At 73.0% G+C, this 22156-nt stretch carries 15 protein-coding genes and 1 pseudogene; 9 read left to right on the plus strand and 7 right to left on the minus strand.

Features of this window, described 5'->3' with window-relative positions; all coding sequences use genetic code 11:
• The first annotated feature begins 37 nt into the window (after positions 1-37).
• Positions 38-2323: a heavy metal translocating P-type ATPase gene (locus ACZ6B8_RS02850; protein ID WP_471606077.1), complete on the plus strand. Its 2286-nt coding sequence runs from the start codon at positions 38-40 to the stop codon at positions 2321-2323.
• A gap of 423 nt (positions 2324-2746) precedes the next feature.
• On the opposite strand, the gene ACZ6B8_RS02855 is transcribed toward ACZ6B8_RS02850, so the two are convergent.
• The gene (locus tag ACZ6B8_RS02855) at positions 2747-4045 is read right to left on the minus strand and encodes a citrate synthase (protein ID WP_355819913.1); all 1299 of its coding nucleotides are present in this window, start codon (positions 4043-4045) and stop codon (positions 2747-2749) included.
• 133 nt (positions 4046-4178) lie between these two features.
• Complete coding sequence (recD2, locus tag ACZ6B8_RS02860; RefSeq protein WP_471606078.1) at positions 4179-6482, minus strand: SF1B family DNA helicase RecD2; 2304 nt, start codon at positions 6480-6482, stop codon at positions 4179-4181.
• A gap of 308 nt (positions 6483-6790) precedes the next feature.
• On the opposite strand from recD2, the gene ACZ6B8_RS02865 reads away from it, so the two are divergent.
• On the plus strand, positions 6791-7333 hold the full coding sequence (locus ACZ6B8_RS02865; protein WP_471073719.1) for a DUF937 domain-containing protein: 543 nt from the start codon (positions 6791-6793) through the stop codon (positions 7331-7333).
• A 35-nt stretch (positions 7334-7368) separates the two neighbouring features.
• Here the strand turns inward: ACZ6B8_RS02865 and ACZ6B8_RS02870 are convergent, their stop codons facing one another.
• The 3 genes from ACZ6B8_RS02870 to ACZ6B8_RS02880 are packed head-to-tail and all read right to left on the minus strand — an operon-like array spanning position 7369 to position 10552.
• Entirely contained in the window at positions 7369-8193 is an 825-nt protein-coding gene (locus tag ACZ6B8_RS02870; RefSeq protein ID WP_471606448.1) for a sugar phosphate isomerase/epimerase family protein, read from the minus strand.
• 38 nt (positions 8194-8231) lie between these two features.
• Complete coding sequence (locus ACZ6B8_RS02875; RefSeq protein WP_471606079.1) at positions 8232-9395, minus strand: dihydrodipicolinate synthase family protein; 1164 nt, start codon at positions 9393-9395, stop codon at positions 8232-8234.
• Positions 9392-10552 (minus strand): Gfo/Idh/MocA family protein, encoded by a 1161-nt coding sequence (locus tag ACZ6B8_RS02880; protein ID WP_471606080.1) that lies wholly within the window; start codon positions 10550-10552, stop codon positions 9392-9394. The genes ACZ6B8_RS02875 and ACZ6B8_RS02880 overlap by 4 nt, the downstream gene beginning before the upstream one ends.
• 155 nt (positions 10553-10707) lie before the next feature.
• Between ACZ6B8_RS02880 and ACZ6B8_RS02885 the strand changes: the two genes are divergently transcribed.
• Positions 10708-11751: a LacI family DNA-binding transcriptional regulator gene (locus ACZ6B8_RS02885; RefSeq protein WP_471606081.1), complete on the plus strand. Its 1044-nt coding sequence runs from the start codon at positions 10708-10710 to the stop codon at positions 11749-11751.
• Positions 11752-11891: 140 nt separating this feature from the next.
• On the opposite strand, the gene pdxR is transcribed toward ACZ6B8_RS02885, so the two are convergent.
• Positions 11892-13457, minus strand: coding sequence for a MocR-like pyridoxine biosynthesis transcription factor PdxR (pdxR, locus tag ACZ6B8_RS02890; protein ID WP_471606082.1), 1566 nt, complete (start codon positions 13455-13457; stop codon positions 11892-11894).
• Positions 13458-13485: 28 nt separating this feature from the next.
• Between pdxR and ACZ6B8_RS02895 the strand changes: the two genes are divergently transcribed.
• Together ACZ6B8_RS02895 and ACZ6B8_RS02900 are read left to right on the plus strand one after the other, a co-directional pair.
• Positions 13486-14085, plus strand: a complete 600-nt coding sequence (locus ACZ6B8_RS02895; protein WP_471073704.1) for a LysE family translocator — start codon at positions 13486-13488, stop codon at positions 14083-14085.
• A gap of 100 nt (positions 14086-14185) precedes the next feature.
• Positions 14186-14854 (plus strand): annotated as a pseudogene (locus tag ACZ6B8_RS02900) (sugar phosphate isomerase/epimerase family protein); the annotation flags it as partial.
• On the opposite strand, the gene ACZ6B8_RS02905 reads toward ACZ6B8_RS02900, so the two are convergent.
• Positions 14853-15845, minus strand: coding sequence for an EamA family transporter (locus ACZ6B8_RS02905; RefSeq protein ID WP_471606083.1), 993 nt, complete (start codon positions 15843-15845; stop codon positions 14853-14855). The pseudogene ACZ6B8_RS02900 and the gene ACZ6B8_RS02905 overlap by 2 nt on opposite strands.
• Before the next feature lie 91 nt (positions 15846-15936).
• On the opposite strand from ACZ6B8_RS02905, the gene ACZ6B8_RS02910 reads away from it, so the two are divergent.
• From ACZ6B8_RS02910 to ACZ6B8_RS02925, 4 genes are all read left to right on the plus strand, one after another.
• Positions 15937-16833, plus strand: coding sequence for a LysR family transcriptional regulator (locus ACZ6B8_RS02910; protein WP_471606084.1), 897 nt, complete (start codon positions 15937-15939; stop codon positions 16831-16833).
• A gap of 223 nt (positions 16834-17056) precedes the next feature.
• Complete coding sequence (locus ACZ6B8_RS02915) at positions 17057-17734, plus strand: DUF7019 family protein (protein WP_471606085.1); 678 nt, start codon at positions 17057-17059, stop codon at positions 17732-17734.
• Positions 17735-19753, plus strand: coding sequence for a HEAT repeat domain-containing protein (locus tag ACZ6B8_RS02920; RefSeq protein WP_471606086.1), 2019 nt, complete (start codon positions 17735-17737; stop codon positions 19751-19753).
• A gap of 586 nt (positions 19754-20339) precedes the next feature.
• Complete coding sequence (locus ACZ6B8_RS02925; protein ID WP_471606449.1) at positions 20340-22127, plus strand: glycoside hydrolase family 3 protein; 1788 nt, start codon at positions 20340-20342, stop codon at positions 22125-22127.
• Positions 22128-22156: the final 29 nt, after the last annotated feature.

Raw genomic sequence — 22156 nt, forward strand, 5'->3', positions numbered from 1 at the left:
GCCTGAAGCAGCAGCACGGAAGCAGTACGGAAGAGCCATGACGGAAGTCTCCAGCGCCACGACCGACACCGGGGTCACCGCGGTCGAACTGGCCGTCGGCGGAATGACCTGTGCCTCCTGCTCCTCTCGCATCGAGAAGAAGCTGAACCGCGTGGAGGGCGTGACCGCCTCGGTCAACCTCGCCACGGAGAAGGCGAAGGTCGAGTACGCCGACGGGGTCGAGGTCGGCCGGCTGATCGCCCTGGTCGAGAAGCTGGGCTACACGGCACAGGAGATCGTCCCGCCCCCGCCGGAGCCCACGGACGCCGCCCCGGCGGCCCCCACCACCGCCGACATCGCCGAACCCGAGGTCCTGCGGCAGCGCCTGACCGTCTCCGCGCTGCTCGCCCTGCCGGTCGTGCTGCTCGCGATGGTCCCCGCCCTGCAGTTCGACTACTGGCAGTGGCTCTCGCTGACGCTGGCCGCGCCCGTCGTCGTCTGGGGCGGACTCCCCTTCCACCGGGCGGCGTTCACCAATCTGCGGCACGCGGCCGCGACCATGGACACCCTCGTCTCCGTCGGCACGCTCGCCGCCTTCGGCTGGTCCCTGTGGGCCCTGTTCGTCGGCGACGCCGGGATGCCGGGGATGCGGCACGGCTTCGACCTCACGGCAGGGCCCGGCGAGGGCGCCTCCACCATCTATCTCGAAGTCGCCGCGGGCGTCGTCACGTTCATCCTGCTCGGCCGCTGGCTGGAGGCCCGCTCCAAGCGGAAGGCCGGGTCGGCGCTGCGCGCCCTGCTGGAGCTGGGCGCCAAGGACGTGGCGGTGCTGCGGGACGGCACCGAGGAGCGGGTGCCGGTGGGGCGGCTGGCCGTCGGGGACCTCTTCGTCGTACGGCCCGGCGAGACCGTCGCCACCGACGGCACCGTCGTCGAGGGCACCTCCGCCGTGGACGCCTCGATGCTGACCGGCGAATCCGTGCCGGCCGACGTCGGTGCCGGGGCCGCCGTGACCGGCGGCACGGTGAACGTCGCCGGGCGGCTCGTGGTCCGGGCGACGCGCGTCGGCTCGGACACCTCGCTGGCCCGCATGGCGCGGCTTGTGGAGGACGCGCAGACCGGCAAGGCCCAGGTGCAGCGGCTCGCCGACCGGATCGCCGGCGTCTTCGTGCCGGTGGTGCTGCTCATCGCGATCGGCACGCTCGGCGGCTGGCTCGGCGCCACCGGCGACGCCACCGCCGCGTTCACCGCGGCCGTCGCCGTCCTGATCATCGCCTGCCCCTGCGCGCTCGGCCTCGCGACGCCGACGGCCCTGATGGTCGGCACCGGCCGCGGCGCCCAGCTCGGCATTCTCATCAAGGGTCCGGAGGTCCTGGAGTCCACCCGCCGTGTCGACACGATCGTCCTGGACAAGACGGGCACCGTGACGACGGGGCGCATGGAGCTGACGGAGGTGCACGCCGTCGGGGGCACCGACGAGGAACTGCTCCTCCGGCTCGCGGGCGGCCTGGAGCACGCCTCCGAGCACCCCGTCGCCCGGGCCGTCGCGGCGGGCGCCGCGGACCGGCTGGGGATCGCGGTGGGCGCGCTGGGGACGCCCCAGGGGTTCGAGAACGTCGCCGGATCCGGGGTGCGCGGCACGGTCGAGGGGCGCGCGGTGCTCGCCGGCCGTGAGCGGCTCCTCGCGGCGGCGGGCGTGACCGGTCTGGAGGCCGTCACGGAGCTGCGGGACGCGGCGCAGGCCGCGGGCCGCACCGCCGTCCTGGTCGCCTGGGACGGCGTCGCACGCGGCGTCCTGGGGGTCGCGGACGCCCTGAAGGAGACCAGCCCCGACGCGGTACGGGACCTGCGCGCGCTCGGCTTGACGCCGGTGCTGCTCACCGGTGACAACCGGGCGGTCGCCGCGACGGTCGCCGAGACCGTGGGCATCACGCCGGACGCCGTGTTCGCGGAGGTCCTGCCCGAGGACAAGGTCGACGTCGTACGGCGGCTGCAGGGCGAGGGCAAGGTCGTGGCGATGGTCGGGGACGGCGTGAACGACGCCGCCGCGCTCGCCACCGCCGACCTCGGCCTGGCGATGGGCACCGGCACGGACGCGGCGATCGAGGCGAGCGACCTGACACTCGTGCGCGGGGACTTGCGGGTGGCGGCCGACGCCATCAGGCTCTCCCGGAAGACCCTCGCCACCATCAAGGGCAATCTCTTCTGGGCCTTCGGCTACAACGTCGCCGCGCTGCCGCTCGCCGCGGCCGGTCTGCTGAACCCGATGATCGCGGGCGCCGCGATGGCGTTCTCCTCGGTCTTCGTGGTGACCAACAGCCTCCGCCTGAGGACGTTTACATAACCCCTTCACAGGGCCGTTTCAGCATCCTCACCCTGGTCACAGAATCCCCATACGGGGGCTCTTGCGCCTGTTTGCGACATATGCAAGAGACGCAGATCACAGTGATTGGCACGTAACCATTGAGGCGGGTCGCGAGTCTAATGGGGCGATGCAGGAAGATGTCTTGGGGGACGCCTTCCGGCATCGAGGGACATCTTGGGGGATGTTCCTCGGAAATTGCGTTGCCGGGGCACGTGCACCGGGGAGCTTTGAGCGGCCCTCCCGTACGTACGCGTCCCGGCAGACCGCAGGGCATCCACAGACGCCCGGCCGGATCCCGTGGGGGGAATCCGCACCGGGAAAAAGGGAAGCGCCCCGACCGTCGACCCGTGGGGGGATCGACGGCGGGGCGCTTTCCGCTTTGTGCCCGGCGGCCCGGTGGGGTCAGCGACCCTCGACCGGGACGAAGTCCCGGAGAACCTCGCCGGTGTAGATCTGGCGCGGGCGGCCGATGCGCGAACCCGGCTCCTTGATCATCTCGTGCCACTGGGCGATCCAGCCGGGCAGCCGGCCGAGCGCGAAGAGCACGGTGAACATCTCGGTCGGGAAGCCCATGGCCCGGTAGATGAGACCGGTGTAGAAGTCCACGTTGGGGTAGAGCTTGCGCTCGACGAAGTAGTCGTCGGCCAGCGCGTGCTCCTCCAGCTTCAGCGCGATGTCGAGCAGCTCGTCGGACTTGCCGAGCGCCGAGAGGACGTCGTGCGCCGCCGCCTTGATGATCTTCGCCCGGGGGTCGAAGTTCTTGTAGACGCGGTGCCCGAAGCCCATGAGCTTCACGCCGTCTTCCTTGTTCTTCACCTTGCGGATGAAGGTGTCGACGTCGCCGCCGGAGGCCTGGATGCCTTCCAGCATCTCCAGGACCGACTGGTTGGCGCCACCGTGCAGCGGGCCCCACAGGGCCGAGATGCCGGCCGAGATCGAGGCGAACATGTTCGCCTGCGAGGAGCCGACCAGACGCACGGTGGAGGTCGAACAGTTCTGCTCGTGGTCCGCGTGCAGGATCAGGAGCTTGTCGAGCGCGGAGACCACGACCGGGTCCAGCTCGTACTCGGCGGCGGGCACCGAGAAGGTCATGCGCAGGAAGTTCTCGACGTAGCCGAGGTCGTTGCGCGGGTAGACGACCGGGTGGCCCTGCGACTTCTTGTAGGCGTAGGCCGCGATCGTCGGAAGCTTGGCGAGCAGGCGGATCGTCGAGAGGTGGCGCTGCTTCTCGTCGAAGGGGTTGTGGCTGTCCTGGTAGAACGTCGACAGCGCGCTGACGACCGACGACAGCATCGCCATCGGGTGGGCGTCGCGCGGGAAGCCGTCGTAGAACCGCTTGACGTCCTCGTGCAGCAGGGTGTGCTGCGTGATCTCGTTCTTGAACGTGGCCAGCTCGTCGACCTTCGGCAGCTCGCCGTTGATCAGGAGGTACGCCACCTCGGTGAAGGTGGAGCGCTCGGCCAGCTGCTCGATCGGGTAGCCGCGGTACCGGAGGATGCCCTCTTCACCGTCGAGATAGGTGATGGCGGATTTATAGGCGGCGGTGTTGCCGTAGCCGCTGTCCAGGGTCACCAGACCGGTCTGGGCGCGGAGCTTCCCGATGTCGAAGCCCTTGTCGCCCACGGTCGACTCGATCACCGGGTAGGTGTACTCGTCGTCGCCGTACCGCAGTACTACACCGTTGTTAGCGTTCTCGCTCACGTCATCCCTCACCGACGTTGTGCCTCTTCTTCGAGGTGCCCTGACTGTCTCTACCATCCCCCATTTGGCCCTGGAGAGTGCACTCGGGGTCGACCATTGGGCCTATTGGCGGCACTCAGTGCCGCCAACCTGCTCATCCTGCCCCCTTCGCCCCGGTTCCGGAAGTGCTGTGTGACGTTTCCGACTCGTTTGATCGATCAAACTTTCCCGGGCCCGCTCCGCGGTGTCCGGAAAGCCGGAAATCCAGGGCCGTACAGCGCCTGCCCGCGGAGACCGTGCGCACCGCCTGACCCAGAGCCTTGCGCGAACCGACCAGAACGACCAGCCTCTTGGCGCGTGTCACCGCCGTGTAGAGCAGATTCCGCTGCAGCATCATCCATGCCCCGGTGGTGACCGGAATCACCACGGCGGGGTACTCGCTGCCCTGGGAGCGGTGGATGGTCACGGCGTAGGCGTGCGCCAGCTCGTCCAGTTCGTCGAAGTCGTAGGGGACTTCCTCGTCCTCGTCGGTGCGCACGGTGAGCCGCTGCTCGTCGGCGTCGAGGGCGGTGACGACGCCCACCGTGCCGTTGAAGACGCCGTTCTGCCCCTTTTCGTAGTTGTTGCGGATCTGGGTGACCTTGTCGCCGACGCGGAACACCCGGCCGCCGAACCGCTTCTCCGGCAGGTCGGGCCGGGCCGGGGTGATGGCCTGCTGGAGGAGGCCGTTGAGGTGGCCCGCGCCGGCCGGGCCGCGGTGCATGGGCGCGAGGACCTGGACGTCACGGCGCGGATCGAGGCCGAACTTCTGCGGGATGCGGCGCGCGGCGACGTCCACCGTGACCCGGCCGGCGTCCTCGGTCTCGTCCTCGACGAAGAGGAAGAAGTCCTTCATGCCCTGGGTGATGGGCGGGACACCGGAGTTGATGCGGTGGGCGTTGGTGACGACGCCCGACTCCTGGGCCTGCCGGAAGATGCGGGTGAGCCGGACCGCGGGGATCGGGCTCCCCTCGCTCAGCAGGTCCCGCAGCACCTCGCCGGCGCCGACGCTGGGCAGCTGGTCCACGTCCCCCACGAAGAGCAGGTGGGCGCCGGGCGGCACGGCCTTCACCAGCTTGTTGGCGAGCAGCAGGTCGAGCATCGAGGCCTCGTCGACGACGACCAGGTCGGCGTCGAGCGGCCGCTCCTTGTCGTATGCCGCGTCGCCGCCCGGTCTCAGTTCGAGCAGTCGGTGCACGGTGGAGGCGTCGGCCCCGGTGAGCTCGGCGAGGCGCTTGGCGGCGCGGCCGGTGGGGGCGGCGAGGACGACCTTGGCCTTCTTGGCGCGGGCCAGCTCGACGACGGAGCGGACCGTGAAGGACTTGCCGCAGCCCGGTCCGCCGGTCAGGACGGCGACCTTCTGGGTCAGCGCGAGGCGGACCGCCTCCTCCTGCTCGGGCGCGAGCGCGGCGCCGGTGCGGCCCGCGAGCCAGGTGAGCGCCTTGTCCCAGGCGACGTCCCGGAAGGCCGGCATGCGGTCCTCGCCGGTCCGCAGCAGGCGCAACAGCTGCCCCGCCAGGGACAGTTCGGCGCGGTGGAAGGGGACGAGGTAGACGGCGGCGATGGCGTCGCCGCCGTCCGGGTCGGGGAGGGTCTCGCGGACGACGCCCTCCTCCTCGCCGGCGAGTTCGGCGAGGCAGTCGATGACGAGGCCGGTGTCGACCTGGAGGAGCTTCACCGCGTCGGCGATGAGGCGCTCCTCGGGGAGGTAGCAGTTGCCCTGATCGGTGGATTGCGAAAGGGCGTACTGCAGACCGGCCTTGACGCGCTCGGGGCTGTCGTGCGGGATGCCGACGGACTGGGCGATGCGGTCGGCGGTGAGGAAGCCGATGCCCCAGACGTCGGCCGCCAGGCGGTACGGCTCGTTGCGCACCACGGAGATCGAGGCGTCGGCGTACTTCTTGTAGATGCGCACGGCGATGGAGGTGGAGACGCCGACGCCCTGGAGGAAGACCATGACCTCCTTGATGGCCTTCTGCTCCTCCCAGGCCGCGGCGATCATCCTGGTCCGCTTGGGTCCGAGTCCGGGCACCTCGACCAGCCGCTCGGGCTCGGTCTCGATGACGTCGAGGGTGTCCACGCCGAAGTGGGTGGTGATCCGGTCGGCCATCACCGGGCCGATGCCCTTGATGAGGCCGGAGCCGAGATAGCGGCGGATGCCCTGGATGGTGGCGGGCAGGACCGTCGTGTAGTTCTCCACCGTGAACTGCTTGCCGTACTGCGGGTGGGAGCCCCAGCGGCCCTGCATCCGCAGGCTCTCGCCGGCCTGCGCGCCGAGCAGGGCGCCGACCACGGTCAGCAGGTCGCCGCCGCGGCCGGTGTCGACGCGCGCGACGGTGTATCCCGTCTCCTCGTTGGCGTACGTGATGCGCTCGAGGACCGCCTCGAGCGCCACCGTCGCCGCAGCTGGACTCGCCATGATCCGACGCTACCGTCCGGCACCGACAGCGTGGTGAGCCTGTGGAAAACTCCCCGCGGCCCGCACTCCCCGGCAACCTTCGAAGGGGCCCGGTCGCATCGGACCGGACCCCTTCGGGTTTCCCCTCCCCTGCCAGAACTCGCGATCCCCCCCGGATCCCCCGGATCCCCGCAGATCCTGGTCCCCCCTCATGGGTTCTGACGCCAAGTACGACACGCGTGGTGCCCGAAGGGTTGCACGGCGTTGCCATGAATTTTTCCGGCGGCCTGGAGATGCTGACAAAGCAGGGCAGACGTAGCGTTTGTCGCATGAGCGATGAACCTCGGTCCTTCGAGCAGGACGTGCTGCACGAGCTCGGCGACGACAAGCTGCAGGAGATCGCCGGTCTGCTCGGAACGGATCAGTCCGGCGCCCAGGACGTGGTGGGCACCACGGTGTCCGCGCTCTCCGGGAATCTGCGGGAGAAGGCGGACACGTCGGACCCCTCGGAGGCGGCGGAGGTGCGTCAGGCCATCACCGAGGTCGGCGCGGCACCGGCGCCCGAGGAGGCGCCCCTCCAAGGGGTGGCGGCGTTCGGCGGGTTGGGCGGTCTGGCGGCCGGCGGGATGATGTCCGGCGTCCTCGCGAAGATGAGCAAGCCGGTGGCCAACGCGGTCTCCAAGAAGACCGGCATCCCCGCGCCGCAGGTCACCCGCGTCATCGAGATGCTCATCCCCGTCGTCCTCGCGGTGCTCTCCAAGCGGGCCGCGCGCACGAAGGGGCCCGGCGGTGCGGGCCCCACGGCGTCCGCGCCCTCCTCGGGCGGCGGCCTCGGCGACCTGCTGGGGCAGATCCTGGGCGGCCGCAAGTAGGGACCGGGCGTACGGGCCCCGCCGGGTCCGGGCTCTCAGGCGTACGCGCGAAAGCGTTCCGCCGTCTCCTGGAGCGCCGCGCTCCCCTCGCGCGCCCACAGGGCCTCGTTGAAGATCTCCACCTCGATCCGGCCGCGGTACCCGGCGGCGTCGACCAGGGCACGCCACGCCCTGAAGTCGATGCTGCCGTCGCCCAGTTGCCCCCGCCCCAGCAGGACGCCCGCGGGCAGCGGCGTGATCCAGTCGGCCAGTTGGAAGGCGTGCAGACGGCCGCCCCTGCCCGCCCGCGCGATCTCCTCGGGCGCCCGGTCGTCCCACCAGACGTGGTAGGTGTCCACGACCACGCCGACCTGCCGCGCGGGGAAGCGTTCCGCGAGGTCGAGGGCCTGGCCGAGGGTGGAGACCACGCAGCGGTCCGCGGCGAACATCGGGTGCAGCGGCTCGATGGCGAGCCGTACACCCCGCTCCTCGGCGTAGGGGCCGAGGACGGCGAGCGCGTCGGCCACGCGCTCGCGCGCGCCCGCCAGGTCCTTGCTGCCGGGCGGCAGACCGCCACAGACGAGGACCAGGGTGTCGGTGCCGAGCACGGCCGCCTCGTCGACCGCCGCGCGGTTGTCGTCGAGGGCACGCGCGCGTGCCGCCTCGTCGGGGCCGGTGAAGAAGCCGCCCCGGCAGAGGCTGGTCACCGTGAGGCCGGCGTCCCGCATCAGCCGGGCGGCGCGCTCCACCCCGTACTCCTGGACCGGTGCGCGCCACAGGCCGACCGCGTCGATGCCCTCCTTGGCGCAGCCCTCGGCGAGTTCGGGGAGGGACCACTGCTTGAGGGTCTCCTGGTTGATGCTGAGCCGGGACAGCGACATGGGGGGCTGCGGGCTCGGTGGAGTGCTGGGGGCGAGGCTCATTGGGGGACTCCGTGGACGGTGAGCAGGGCTCGCATGCGGGTGGCCGCGAGGTCGGGGTCGGGGAACAGGCCGAGTCCGTCGGCCAGTTCGTAGGCGCGGGCCAGGTGCGGCAGCGGGCGGGCCGACTGCAGGCCGCCGACCATGGTGAAGTGCGTCTGGTGCCCGGCCAGCCAGGCGAGCAGCACGACGCCGGTCTTGTAGTACCGGGTGGGGGCCCGGAAGAGATGGCGGGACAGCTCGACGGTGGGATCGAGGAGGGCGCGGAAGCCCTTGGTGTCCCCCGTGTCCAGGAGCCGGACGGCCTCGGCGGCGAGCGGGCCCAGCGGGTCGAAGATGCCGAGCAGCGCGTGACTGAAGCCGTGGTCGTCCCCGGCGATCAGCTCGGGGTAGTGGAAGTCGTCGCCCGTGTAGCAGCGCACGCCGTCGGGCAGGCGGCGGCGCAGGGCGATCTCGCGTCCCGCGTCCAGGAGCGAGACCTTGATGCCGTCGACCTTGTCCGGGTGGGCGGCGATCACCTGGAGGAAGGTCTCCGTGGCCGCGTCCAGGTCGGCGGAGCCCCAGTAGCCCTCCAGGGCGGGGTCGAACATCGGGCCGAGCCAGTGCAGGATCACCGGTTCGCGGGCCTGGCGCAGGAGGTGGCCGTACGTCTCCAGGTAGTCGTCCGGCGAGGTCGCGGCGGCGGCCAGTGCCCGTGAGGCCATCAGGACGGCGCGGGCGCCGGCCGACTCGACGAGGGCCAGCTGCTCCTCGTACGCGGCGCGGACCTCGGAAAGGCTTGCGGGCAGGGCCAGTTGGTCGGTGCCGGCGCCGCAGGCGAGCCGGCCGCCGACCGCCCTCGCCTCGGCGGCCGATCTGCGGATCAGCTCGGCGGCACCTGCCCAGTCCAGGCCCATGCCGCGCTGGGCGGTGTCCATGGCCTCGGCGACGCCCAGGCCGTGCGACCAGAGGTGGCGGCGGAAGGCGAGCGTGGCGTCCCAGTCGACGGCGGCGGGGCCGTCCGGGGTGACGTCCGCGCGGGGGTCGGCGACCACGTGGGCGGCGGAGAAGACGGTGCGCGAGGTGAGCGGCGGGCCGCCCGGCGCGGTGCGCGGCGGCTCGCCGCGGGGGGTGTACGCGCGCGTGCCGCCGTCCGCGGCGGGGAGCAGGAGGGTGGCGCTCACAGGGCGATCTCCGGGACCTCGATGCGACGGCCCTGCGCGGAGGACCGCAGGCCCAGCTCGGCGAGTTGCACGCCGCGGGCGCCGGCGAGGAGGTCCCAGCGGTAGGGCGCGTCGGCGTACACGTGCTTGAGGAAGAGCTCCCACTGAGCCTTGAAGCCGTTGTCGAACCCCTCGGGGCCCTGGTTGTCGGGGACTTCCTGCCACTGGTCGCGGAAGGACTCGGTGGCGGGCAGGTCGGGGTTCCAGACCGGTTTCGGGGTCGTGGCGCGGTGCTGTACGCGGCAGGTGCGCAGGCCCGCGACCGCCGAGCCCTCGACGCCGTCGACCTGGAACTCGACGAGTTCGTCGCGGTGGACGCGGACCGTCCAGGAGGAGTTGATCTGCGCGATCGCGCCGCCGTCGAGTTCGAAGATGCCGTACGCGGCGTCGTCGGCGGTGGCCTCGTAGGGCTTGTCGTGCTCGTCCCAGCGCTGCGGGACGTGGGTGGCGGTGAGCGCCTGGACGCTGCGCACCCGGCCGAACAGCTCGTGCAGGACGTACTCCCAGTGCGGGAACATGTCGACGACGATGCCGCCGCCGTCCTGCGCCCGGTAGTTCCAGGACGGGCGCTGGGCGGGCTGGGTGTCGCCCTCGAAGACCCAGTAGCCGAACTCGCCGCGCACGGACAGGATCCGCCCGAAGAAGCCGCTGTCGACGAGCCGCTTGAGCTTGCGCAGCCCCGGCAGAAAGAGCTTGTCCTGGACGACGCCGTGCTTGACGCCCGCCGCCTCGGCGAGCCGGGCGAGACCGAGGGCGGCGTCGAGGCCGGTGGCGGTCGGCTTCTCGGTGTAGACGTGCTTGCCCGCGGCGATGGCCCGCTTCAGGGCGTCCTCGCGGGCCGAGGTGACCTGGGCGTCGAAGTAGATGTCGACGGCCGGGTCGGCGAGGACGGCGTCGAGGTCGGTCGAGACGTGCTCCAGGCCGTACCGCGCGGCGAGCGCGCGCAGCGCGGGCTCCCTGCGGCCGACCAGGACGGGCTCGGGCCACAGCACGGTGCCGTCGCCCAGGTCGAGGCCGCCCTGTTCGCGGAGGGCGAGGATCGAGCGGACCAGGTGCTGGCGGTGGCCCATGCGTCCGGTGACGCCGTTCATGGCGATGCGCACCGTCTTGCGTGTCACGAAAGTCCCTCCGTAGGAGCGTAGCAAGCGCTTTCTATACGGATGCAAGCTAGCCTGCCCGACAAGGTTCGGACAAGGGTGCCGGTCGAGAGCGGTGACCGGGCGCCGACATATGGGTGACCGGGCCGTGCGTCCGGTGACCGGAGGAGTACGAGATGACCGTGACCCTGGCGGACGTGGCGGCCCGAGCGCAGGTCTCCCCCGCCACCGTCTCGCGTGTGCTGAACGGCAACTACCCCGTGGCCGCGGCCACGCGCGAGCGCGTCCTGCGCGCCGTGGACGACCTCGACTACGTCCTGAACGGTCCCGCGAGCTCGCTGGCCGCGGCCACGTCCGACCTGGTCGGCATCCTCGTCAACGACATCGCCGACCCCTTCTTCGGGATCATGGCGGGGGCGGTGCAGTCCGAGATCGGCGGGCCGGGGGGACGGGCCGGCGGGGAGCGGATGGCCGTCGTCTGCAACACGGGCGGCTCCCCGGAGCGCGAACTCACCTACCTCACGCTCCTTCAGCGCCAACGCGCCGCCGCGGTCGTCCTCACCGGAGGCGCCGTCGAGGACCCGGACCACGCGGCGGCCCTCGCCGGCAAGCTGCGGCGCCTCGCGGAGGCGGGCGCCCGGGTGGTGCTCTGCGGCAGACCGCCCGCCCCGGACACCGAGGCGGTGGCGCTCACCTTCGACAACCGGGGCGGCGGCCAGCAGTTGACGGAACACCTGCTGGGCCTCGGCCACCGGCGCGTCGGCTACATCGCGGGTCCCGAGGAACGCACGACGACCCGGCACCGCCTGGAGGGCCACCGCGCCGCGCTCGCCGCGCGCGGCATCGCGGACGACCCGGCGCTCACGGTCCACGGCCCCTACGACCGCCGCTCCGGCTACGACGCGACGGCCGAACTCCTGCGCCGCGCGCCCGATCTGACGGCCGTCGTGGCCGCCAACGACACGGTGGCCCTGGGCGCCTGCGCGGCCCTGCGCGACAAGGGCCTGCGCATCCCCGACGACGTGTCGGTGGCGGGCTTCGACGACCTGCCCTTCAGCATCGACGCGGTCCCCGCCCTCACGACGGTCCGCCTCCCCCTGCACGAGGCGGGCGCCCGGGCGGGCCGCATCGCGATGGCCAAGGAGAACCCGCCACCGGGCGGAGTGGCCACGGTGCACGGGGAGTTGATGGTGCGGGGGTCCACGGCGGCGCCCCGGTAGGGGATTACGGGTCGCCGGGCACCCCAAGGACCCGCCCCGCGAGGCCACCGCCCAGCCGGCGTTCCGGCCGACCCCGGCCCGTGGCAGGCACGTAGGGCGACGTGCCCCGCCGAGGGCGATTCTGTCGGCGGGCGGTCAGCTCACCCTCGGCGTCCACGTCCCGCGCGGCCGCCCCCGGCGAGCAGGTCACCCAGTACCCCCACCCCCTCCGCGATCTCCGCCGTCCCGGACGCCGCGTAACCGAGCACCAGCCCCGCGGCGTGCGGGAGTTGGGTGTGCCAGGACAAGGGGTGGGTCTTGACTCCGCGGTGGAGGGCGTCCGCCGCCAGGGCCGTGTCGCCGCCCTCGTACGCGTACGCGTCCAGAGTGATCGTCAGGTGCAGGCCCGCCGCCGCGCCGTGCACCACCGCCCCCGGCAGCCGCCTCCCGATCGCCTCGATCATCGCGTCCCTGCGCCTGCGGTGATGTCTGCGGACCAGGCGCAGGTGGCGTTCCAGATCGCCGGAGTCCATGAGGTGGGCGAGGGTGAGCTGGGGCAGGGCGGCGGTGCCGAGGTCGATGAGGCGTTTGGCGTCCACCAGCGCGTCCCGGTGGGCCGGGGGCGCCAGCAGCCAGCCCAGGCGCAACGCCGGCGCCAGCAGCTTCGAGACGCTGCCCGCGTAACAGACCTGGTCCGGGAGGAGTGAGCGCAGGGCGGGGACCGCGGGGCGGTCGTAACGGTGTTCGGCGTCGTAGTCGTCCTCGATGACGAGGCCGCCGTCGCGGGCCCACGCCATCAGCTCGCGGCGCCGCTCGCCGCCGAGGACGACACCGGTGGGGAACTGGTGGGCGGGCGTCAGCAGCACCGCGGGCGCCCCGGTCGCGCGCAGGGCGTCGACGCGGACTCCCTGCGCGTCGACCGGGACGGGCGGCGTTCCGAGCGGCCGCAGGTGCTGCCGTACGCCGAGCGATCCCGGTTCCTCGACCGCCACCCGCGTGATGCCCGCCGCGCCCAGCACGTCCACGAGCAGCCGCAGCGCCTGGGCCGTGCCGTTCACGATCAGCACGTCGTCGGGGTCGGCGCGGATCCCCCGGCTCCGGGAGAGCCAGCGCGCGACGGCGCCGCGCAGGGCCGGCGTGCCGCGCGGATCCCCGTACCCGAAGTCCGTCGGCGTGAGCCGCCCGAGCACGGACCGCTCGGCGCGCAGCCAGGCCGCGCGCGGGAAGGCGGAGAGGTCGGGCAGTCCCGGCGAGAGGTCGATCCGGGCGGGCACGGCCCGGATCGCGTCGAACAAGCCGAGGTCCTCGGGGGATGACGCGAAAAGGGCCCGGGGCTCCGGCGGGCGGTCATCGGCCTTGACCGGTACGGGAGTTGACCCGCCCCGCACCTCCCCCGGCGCCGCGGCCCGCGGTACCGCCACCACCACCGTCCCCGCCCGGCCGCGCCCCGCGACGTGTCCGTCCTCGGTGAGGCGGCGGTAGGCCTCGGTGACGACGCCCCGGGAGACGCGGAGGTCGCCGGCGAGGGTGCGGGTGGCGGGGAGGCGGCTGCCCGCGGTGAGGCGGCCGTCGGCGATGGCGGCCCTGATCCGCCGGGTCAGCCAGTCGCTGAGCCCGCCGCGCGGGGCGTCCGCGGTGTTGAGCTGCAGCCAGTCGGACGTGGCGGCGACCGGGGGCGCGGGCGGGGTTGTGGACCGGTCGGCAGGAGATCCAATGGACCTGTTCATGGAGCCATTGTGGCGGGAGGGTCGGGGCATGGAATTTCTCCTCACCTCCCTGGTGGTCTGCGTGACGCCCGGCACCGGCGTCCTGTTCACGATCGCGGCCGGTCTCGCGCGCGGCACCCGGGCCGCGGTGATCGCGGCCGTCGGCTGCACCCTGGGCGTCGTCCCGCACATGGTCGCCGCGATCACCGGCCTCGCGGCGCTCCTGAACGCCAGCGCGGTCGCCTTCCAGACGCTCAAGTACCTGGGCGTGGCCTACCTCCTGTACATGGCGTGGAGCACGCTGCGCGACAAGAGCGAGCTCACCACCGGGCGGGAGAGCGAGCCGCGTTCGGCGGGCCGCACCATCCTGACCGGCGTGCTGATCAACATCCTCAACCCGAAGCTGACGCTCTTCTTCCTCGCGTTCCTGCCACAGTTCGTGAGCCCCGACGAGCCGTACGCCTTCCTGCGGATGACGGAGCTCAGCGCGTACTTCATGCTGATCACGTTCGTGGTCTTCGTGGCGTACGGGCGGTTCGCGGCGGCGATGCGCGACCACGTCATCTCGCGGCCCCGGGTGGTCGGCCGGATGCGGCGCACCTTCGCGGTGGCGTTCGCGGCGCTGGGGGCGCGGCTGGCGTTCCTCTGAGGGTTCCCGAGGTCATTGGCCCGGCCGGGGCGGCGGGGCCGACCGCGTCCGCGCGCCGCCTGCTGTCGGCCACCTCCGGGTCCCGCCTACTGTCGGGTCCATGAAATTCGCCTTCTCCACGCTCGGCGTGCCGGGCCTGCCCGTCCCCGACGTCCTGGCGCTCGCCACCGCCCACGGCTACCACGGCGTCGAGCTCCGCGCGCACCCGGAGGAGCCGGTACACCCCGGCCTCGGGCTCGCCGAACGGGCGGACGTGGCCGCCGAGTTCAAGGCATCGGGCGTCGAGATCCTCGGTGTCGCGGGGTACGCGCGCGTGGCGGCGCCCGGCGACGACGAGCCGGTCCTCGACGAGATCGGCTCCCTCGTCGGCCTCGCCCGCGACCTGGGCGCCCCCTTCGTCCGCGTCTTCCCGGGCGGCGGCACCGACCGGAGCGCGGCCGAGGCCGACGCGACGGCCGCGCGGCGGCTTGGCACCGCCGCCCGGTACGCCGCCGACGCGGGCGTCCGCATCCTCCTGGAGACCCACGACTCGCACCGCACGGGCGCCGACGCGACCCGCGTCCTCGGCACGGTCGGCCACCGTCAGGTCGGCGCGCTGTGGGACGTGATGCACACCTGGCTCGGCGGCGAACCCGTCGCCGACACCTTCGCCGCTCTCTCCCCCTACCTCGGCTACGTCCAGGTCAAGGACATCGCATCGGCCGACGACACCACCCCGCTGCCGCTCGGCGCCGGGGTCCTGCCGCTCGCGGAGTGCGTGGCGCTGCTCAGCGGGGAGCACCGGGCGGGGTGGCTGTGCTGGGAGTACGAGAAGCGCTGGTACGAGGAGGCGGCGCCGCTGGCCCCGTTGCTCGGTCCCGGCCGGGAACTGCTGTCACAGCTCGTGGCCCGCTCCGGCTGACGCCGCCCGGCCGGGCGAACGAGGTCAGCGCGACCCCGCCCACCAGCAGGGCCGCGGCGCACCACCGCAGCGCGCTCACCGGCTCGCCGAGCAGCAGGGCCGCGGAGGACATGCCGAAGACCGGCACGAGCAGCGAGAACGGGGCGACCGTGGAGGCCGGGTGGCGGCGCAGCAGATACCCCCAGGCGCCGAAGCCGAAGACAGTGGTGACCCAGGCGACGTAGACGATGATGCCCGCGCCCTGCCAGTCCAGCGAGCGCAGGGCGGCCAGGTCCCGCGCGGGCCCCTCGAAGAGCAGCGAGAGCCCGAGCAGGGGCAGCACCGGGACGGTGCTCACCCACACCATGAAGTTCAGGGCATCCGGCGGGGCGGCCCTGCGGGTGAGGACGTTGGACACGCCCCAGCAGGCGGCGGCCCCGATCAGCAGGGCGAAGGCGGTGAGCGGTCCGCCCGCCCCCTCGTCGACGGCGGCGACGCCGATCCCCGTGAAGGCGACGACCATGCCCCAGGCCCGTACCCGCCCCGGCCGCTCCCCCAGCGCCACGAAGGCGAACAGGGCGGTGAAGACGGCCTGGGCCTGGAGCACGAGCGAGGACAGACCGGCGGGCATCCCGGCGTCCATCCCGATGAAGAGCAGCCCGAACTTGGCCACGCCCAGCACGAGTCCGACCCCCACCACCCACTTCCAGGCCACCTTCGGCGGGCCCACGAAGAACACGGCGGGCAGTGCGGCGACGAGGAAGCGGAGGGCGGAGAAGAGCAGTGGCGGGAAGTGGCCGAGCCCGAGTTCGATCACCACGAAGTTGACGCCCCAGACGGCGGCGACGAGAACAGCGAGACAGATGTGTGCGGGTCTCATGCGACGAGGATCACCCGGCACGACCGTGTAGGACCAGCGCGGATCTCTGCATGATGGGATGAAGCAACGCTTACGAATGGTGAGGCACCCCGTGCTCGATCTCGCCCGGCTCCGCGCGCTGCACGCCGTCTTCGTGCACGGCTCAGTGGGCGCGGCCGCCACCGCGCTCGGCTACACGCCGTCCGCGGTCTCCCAGCAGATAGCCAAGCTCGAACGCGAGACGCGCACGACGCTCCTCGAACGCCGCGGCCGAGGTGTCGCGCTCACCGAAGAAGCACTCCATCTCGCGGACACGGCACGGCAGTTGATGGCCATCATGGAGAGCGCCGAGACCGAGCTGGAGGAGCGGCGCGGGGTGCCCGCGGGGCGGCTCGGCATCGCGGCGTTCGCCTCGGCGGCGCGGGGACTGCTGCCGGGGGTCCTCGCGGACCTGGCGCGCCGCCATCCGGCGCTGGACGCGCGCATGACGGAGATCGACCCGCACCTGTCGATCGACCTGGTGGCCAAGGGGGCGGTCGACGTGGCCGTCGTCCACGACTGGGACATCGCGCCGCTGCCCGCGCCGCCAGGGGTCGAGCAGGCGGTCATCGGCGACGACCTCTGCGACCTGGTGGTGCCGGCGGGGCACCGGCTCGCCGGGCGGGACGCGGTGCGGCGCGAGGAGCTGAAGTCCGAGCGCTGGATCACGCAGCCGCCGGGGCTCGTCTGCCACGAGTGGCTGATCCGTACGCTCCGCGAGGCCGGCTGCGAGCCGGACATCGCTCATATGGCGGAGGAGAACCCCACGTTGGTCGCGCTGGTCGCGGCGGGGCTCGGGGTCGCGCTCATCCCCCGCCTCGGCCGCGGACCGCTGCCGGACGGCGCGGTGACCGTCTCCCTGGACCCGGTGCCGGTCCGCAGGCTCTACGCCTTGTGGCGCACGGGAGCCTCGCGCCGGCCGGCGATCGCCGCGACGGTCGACTCCTTGCGGGCGCACTGGGCGGGCTGACGCCCTTACGGCCGGTCGGGGCAAAGCCTCGGGCGTTTCGCGTCCATGGCGAGAGCGCCGTGGAACGTCGCCGAGTATGGGATGCTTCCGCTCGTAATCCCTCAACACCCCGTGCACCACGCCAGGTTGACCGATTCATGGGGAGATCGATGAGAGGCGGCACCGTGCTTGTGCGGGTCAGGTCGAGCCGCAGCGCCCGTACGGACGGTGGCTGATCCCGCCGATGCGCTATTACCTCTACGTCTCCACCGCCAAGGTGGACATGCTGTACGGGCAGATCCCGCAGAAGCTCCTGCGGCGGCTCGCCGTGGAGGCCAAGCTCGACCTGAAGGTCCTCGGCCTGGCCCTGCAGGCGCCGCGCTCCGAGACGACCGCATACGACCGGCTCGACCTCGTGGAGGCGTATCTCGACCGGGAACACGACGTCAGCTGGATGACGGAGCCCGCGGCCTGGTTCCGGGGAGAGGCGGCCCTGCGGATCGCGGGATACGGGGACCCCGACGGCCCCACGCTGATGACGGGGTACGACGGTGACACGGTCGTCGCCCTCATCGGGTCGGCGGATCACCTGATCGGCCACAAGGCGGCCCCCGAGATGCACCGCGTCGGCTTCTCGGGACTGCCTGCGCTCTTCCGACTGCTCCAGGACACCCCACCCGAGTGGGAGAGGCAGTTCGAGGTACGGGTCCGGGGCCGCATGCCGAGCCGGGGAAGCGTCACCGAGAACGTGCTGCGCTGCGCCGAGTCGTTGACCGTGCCGCCCATGAACTGCGAGTTCTTGGCGCGGCACCTGCTGCGGGACACCGTGACGCGTCCGGACGGGCGGGAAGTGACCGTCCTCGTCGGGACTCCGCTCTTCGTCGCGATGTCGGACCAGGTGCCCGAGGGCACGGGGGCCTGAGTGGAGCGGGCCTCGTCGATCGCGGAGCTGATGGACCTGCGGTTGGCCGGCGACGTGGCGGGGCTGTGCGCGGCCACCCGGTCCCAGGACAACGAGGTGGCCGTGTACGCCATCGCGATGCTGGGCAGCGCCACGCCCACACCGGAAGTCGCCTCAACGCTCGACTTCTGCATCCGTCAGGACCGGCCGCTGCACGGAGTGCGCTGGAATGCCGTCCGCTCACTGGGGAGGCTGCGCACACCCCATGCGGTTCCCGTCCTGCTGCGTGCCCTCACCGACCCCGACGACCCCCGCGAGCAGTTGGCGAAGCCCGCGGCGAAGGCCCTGGTCGCCATTGGCGGGCCGGACGTGGTGCGTGGGCTCGTCGCACTGTGCGGGCAGTTGGCGCCCGGCCGCGGCTACTGGACCACGCTGGTGCTGGACGCGCTGGCCGAGCTGCGCGCGACGCAGGCCGTGCCTTTGCTCCTCGCCGCGCTGTGGGAGTACTTGCCGGACCGTGCGCAGCACGTGGTGCGGACGCTCGGGGCGATCGGGGACCCGCGGGCGGCCTCCGCACTCCTGGTGCTGGCGCACTCGTCCGCCTCGTCCACTCCCTTGCGCAGGGCGGCGCTCACGGCACTGCACGCGCTGCCCGCCGCCGCATGGCCGCCCCCGCGCACGTGGCCGTCCACGGAGCAGCTCCTTCAGGCACCACAGCGCGACCCGGATCCCGAGACGGCACGACTCGCCACTGAGCTGCTGGCCAGGACCGAGGAAGGCCGGGACCACCTGTCGTCCGTGCTCCGCCGCGCGGCCGAGTCCGCCGACGCCGAGCGACCGCCGCACGCCGTGGCCGCGGTCTGCGCCCGCATCGCGGCCGAGCCCGAACTCTTCGCGGCGGCGGACCGGGACGGGCACATCGCCGCGCTCCGCCGTCATCTGCGCGAGTCACCGGCGCCACCGGTGCGCCGGGCCGCGGCCGGTGCTCTCGCCGCCTGCGCGGGAACCGAGGCGGCCGGACCGCTCCTCGCGGCACTGGGCGACCGACACATCAGCGACGCGGTGACGGAGCTGATCGCCACGATGCCCGTGCCCCCGCCCGAGACCGTGGGGCTGTTGACGCGGCCGGACGGCGCCGCGGTCCAACGCGTCGGTGCCGCACGCGCGTTGGGGCTCGCGGGGAGCCATGAGGCCGCCCCGGCTCTCCGGTCCGTCCTGGCGCAGGACTCGGCACCGGTCACCGTGCGCGCGGCCGCCGCCGACGCGCTCGGCGCCCTGCGGCACGCGGAGGCCACCGAAGTACTCGCCGCCCTGGCGTCCGACGAAGAGGCTCCGGGCACCCTGCGCGCGCACGCCGTGCGGGCTCTCGGCGCGATCGGCGCACCGCACACCCTCGCGGTGGTGCTGGCCTGCGCGCGCTCGCCGCACGAGGCGGTGCGGGCGCGCGCGGTGGCGGCCCTGGGCGCGTTCCCGGTGACGGAGTCGGCCCACGCGCTCGGCGGGTTCGTCGCTCCCCATGCCGAGCCCTTCCTCGCACGCGCCGCCGTGCGGGCCCTCTCCCGTATCGGCTCCCCGGCACTGCCGACCCTCGTCGCGCTCGCCGACGGCCCCGTCGACGCCCTGGGCGACGATCTGGGCGCCCAGCTCGTCGCGGCGCTCGCCGCGCTCCCCGAGGCCGAGGCGACCGCCGCCCTGGGCCGGCTCGCCGCGACACCGCCCCCGCCGCCACGCATCAGGTTCGCCGCGCCTCTCGGCGGACCGCTGGCCACCGCCTGCCCCGCGCGGGAGGCCGCGGCCCTCGCGCTCGTCGAGCGGGGCACAGCCGCATGCCTCACGCCTCTGGTGACACTCCTCGCCCCCGGCTCCTGGTCCGGCGCGCACGAACCTGCCGTCACCGCCCTCCTGAGGATCGGCACGGCCGAGGCGCACGAACACGTACTGGCATTCTGCCGCAGGTCGACAGACTTCTACCCGTGGCGTGTCCACGCCTTGGACGTCATCGCCGAAGCCCGCGGGGTCCGGCTCGGCCCCCAGGAGTGACCGCCGCCCCGCAGCCGCGAAGGCGCGGGAGGGGACGTGGGGGCATGTCCGCACGGAGCAAGCCAGCACTAACAAAATTGTCCGCGAGGCGTGACGCAGGGATGGCGAGTGCGGACATACCCCCGCGGCCCCGCACCCACGGACCGACGGAACGCGCAGACCCCGGCCCACAGCACCCCGCACCCCGCACCCCGCACCCCGCACCCGGGAAGCCGGCCCCCAACCGCAGCCGCCCACGCCCAATCGGGAACCGCCACACCCCCGCCCCCGTCCAACCCGCACGCTGCCACGCGTCCGTGGGCGGTGTCGGTGCCGCTCGTCGCGACCACCGACCTCCCTCTCTCCGCCGCCCGCGGCCGGCAGCCCGCCGTCACCGGTGCGCTCCCCTCCACCGCGCCGGTGGCGGTCCGCGTCCGGCCTTGACCGGCAGAAATCTTCGGGATATCGGTAACTCCTGAAAGTTTCCTCCAGCCCGCAGGAGCCCGCCCCGGTGTCCCAGCCACAGCAGCCCGCCCGCCGCGACCAGCGCCTCCGAGAGCTCCTGCGCACGCTCTCCCTGGAGGACAAGGTCGGCCAGCTCTTCGTCATGCACGTGTACGGCCACACCGCCACCGACCCCGACCAGGCCGACGTCGACACCAACCTCCGCGAACTCGGCGTCCGCGACGCAGCCGAACTGATCGCCCGCTACCGGCTCGGCGGCGTCATCTACTTCGGCTGGGCCCACAACACCCGTGCCCCGCACCAGATCGCCGCCCTCTCCCACGGCATCCAGCAGGCGGCGGCAGCGTCGGGAACCCTCCCCGTCCTCGTCTCCGTCGACCAGGAGCACGGCGCCGTCGCCCGCGTCGGCGCCCCCGCCACCCTCCTTCCCGGCGCCATGGCCCTCGGCGCGTCCGGCTCGCACGACCACGCCCGCGAGGCCGCCCGCATCGCCGGCGCCGAGCTCCGCGCCCTCGGCATCCACCAGGACCACGCCCCGGACGCCGACGTCAACGTCGACCCCGCCAACCCCGTCATCGGCGTCCGCTCCTTCGGCGCCGACGCCGACGCGGTCGCCGGTTTCGTCACCGCACAGATCGAGGGCTACCACAGCGCCGGCATCGCCACGGCGGCCAAACACTTCCCCGGTCACGGCGACACCACCGACGACAGCCACACCGAGCTGCCGCACATCCACCACACCCGCGAGGAGTGGGACCGGCACGACGCGCCCCCCTTCCGCGCCGCCGTCGCCGCCGGCGTCGACTCCGTCATGACCGCGCACATCGTGGTGCCCGCGCTCGACCCCTCGGGCGACCCCGCGACGCTCTCCCGCCCGATCCTCACCGGCATCCTCCGCGAGGAGCTCGGCTTCGACGGGGTGATCTCCACGGACTCGCTCGCGATGCGCGGTGTCCGCACGAAGTACGGCGACGACCGGGTGGCCGTACTCGCCCTCAAGGCGGGCGTCGACCAGCTCCTCAACCCGCCCCGCCCGGACGTCGCGTGGAACGCGGTCCTCCAGGCGGTCGCGGACGGCGAACTGACCGAGGAGCGCATCGACGCGTCGGTCCTCCGCGTCCTGCGCATGAAGGCGGACGCGGGCCTCCTCGACGCCCACCTGGGCGAAGAGGAACCGGGGAACCCCGCCGCCGGCGCCCCCGTCTCCCCCAGCTCCCCCGAAGCGATCGACGCCACCGTGGGCAGCCCCGCCCACCTGGTCGCCGCCGACACCATCGCCGACGCCACGACCACCCTGCTGGTCAACTCCGGCCGCCTGCTCCCACTGTCGCCCGCCACGCACCGCGACATCCTGGTGGTCGGAGCGGACCCCCGTTCGCCGTCCGGCACCACGGGCCCGCCGACCACCGTCCTCGCGGGCGCCCTGAACGGCCTCGGGTTCCGGGCCGTGGCGCTGCCCACCGGCACCGCGCCGGACCCCGCGACGATCGAGGAGGCCGTGGCCGCGGCGCGGGAGCGGCACGCCGTCCTGGTGGCCACGTACAACGTCACCACCCACACCCGTACCGAGGACAACACCCAGGCCGCCAACACCGACCTGGACGGGACCGGCAAGGCCCGCACCCACCAGGCCACGGACCCGTCGGGAGACCGAGCGGGAGCCGACGGTCAGATCGCCCTCGTGAGCGCCCTCAAGGCCACCGGCCTCCCGGTCGTCACCCTCGCGATCCGCAACCCGTACGACGTCGCGCACCTGCCCCCCGTCGACGCCGCCCTCGCCTCGTACTGCTGGACGGACGTCGAACTCCGCGCCGCCGCACGGGTGATCGCCGGGAAGACCGCCCCTCAGGGGCGGCTGCCGGTACCCGTGCGGCGGGCGGACGACCCGACGCGGGTGCTGTACCCGATCGGCCACGGTCTGACGTACTGACCGCTGACCGGTACGGCACCGTCAGGGCC

It is taken from the genome of Streptomyces sp. NPDC041122 (genome assembly GCF_055592445.1).

Coding starts and splice junctions, on each gene's coding strand:
- ACZ6B8_RS02905 (WP_471606083.1), bottom strand. CDS start 15,845: ATGAGACCCGCACACATCTGTCTCGCTGTTCTCGTCGCCGCCGTCTGG.
- ACZ6B8_RS02870 (WP_471606448.1), bottom strand. CDS start 8,193: ATGTCGCTGTCCCGGCTCAGCATCAACCAGGAGACCCTCAAGCAGTGG.
- ACZ6B8_RS02885 (WP_471606081.1), top strand. CDS start 10,708: ATGACCGTGACCCTGGCGGACGTGGCGGCCCGAGCGCAGGTCTCCCCC.
- ACZ6B8_RS02925 (WP_471606449.1), top strand. CDS start 20,340: ATGCACGTGTACGGCCACACCGCCACCGACCCCGACCAGGCCGACGTC.
- ACZ6B8_RS02865 (WP_471073719.1), top strand. CDS start 6,791: ATGAGCGATGAACCTCGGTCCTTCGAGCAGGACGTGCTGCACGAGCTC.
- recD2 (WP_471606078.1), bottom strand. CDS start 6,482: ATGGCGAGTCCAGCTGCGGCGACGGTGGCGCTCGAGGCGGTCCTCGAG.
- pdxR (WP_471606082.1), bottom strand. CDS start 13,457: ATGAACAGGTCCATTGGATCTCCTGCCGACCGGTCCACAACCCCGCCC.
- ACZ6B8_RS02850 (WP_471606077.1), top strand. CDS start 38: ATGACGGAAGTCTCCAGCGCCACGACCGACACCGGGGTCACCGCGGTC.
- ACZ6B8_RS02895 (WP_471073704.1), top strand. CDS start 13,486: ATGGAATTTCTCCTCACCTCCCTGGTGGTCTGCGTGACGCCCGGCACC.
- ACZ6B8_RS02915 (WP_471606085.1), top strand. CDS start 17,057: ATGCGCTATTACCTCTACGTCTCCACCGCCAAGGTGGACATGCTGTAC.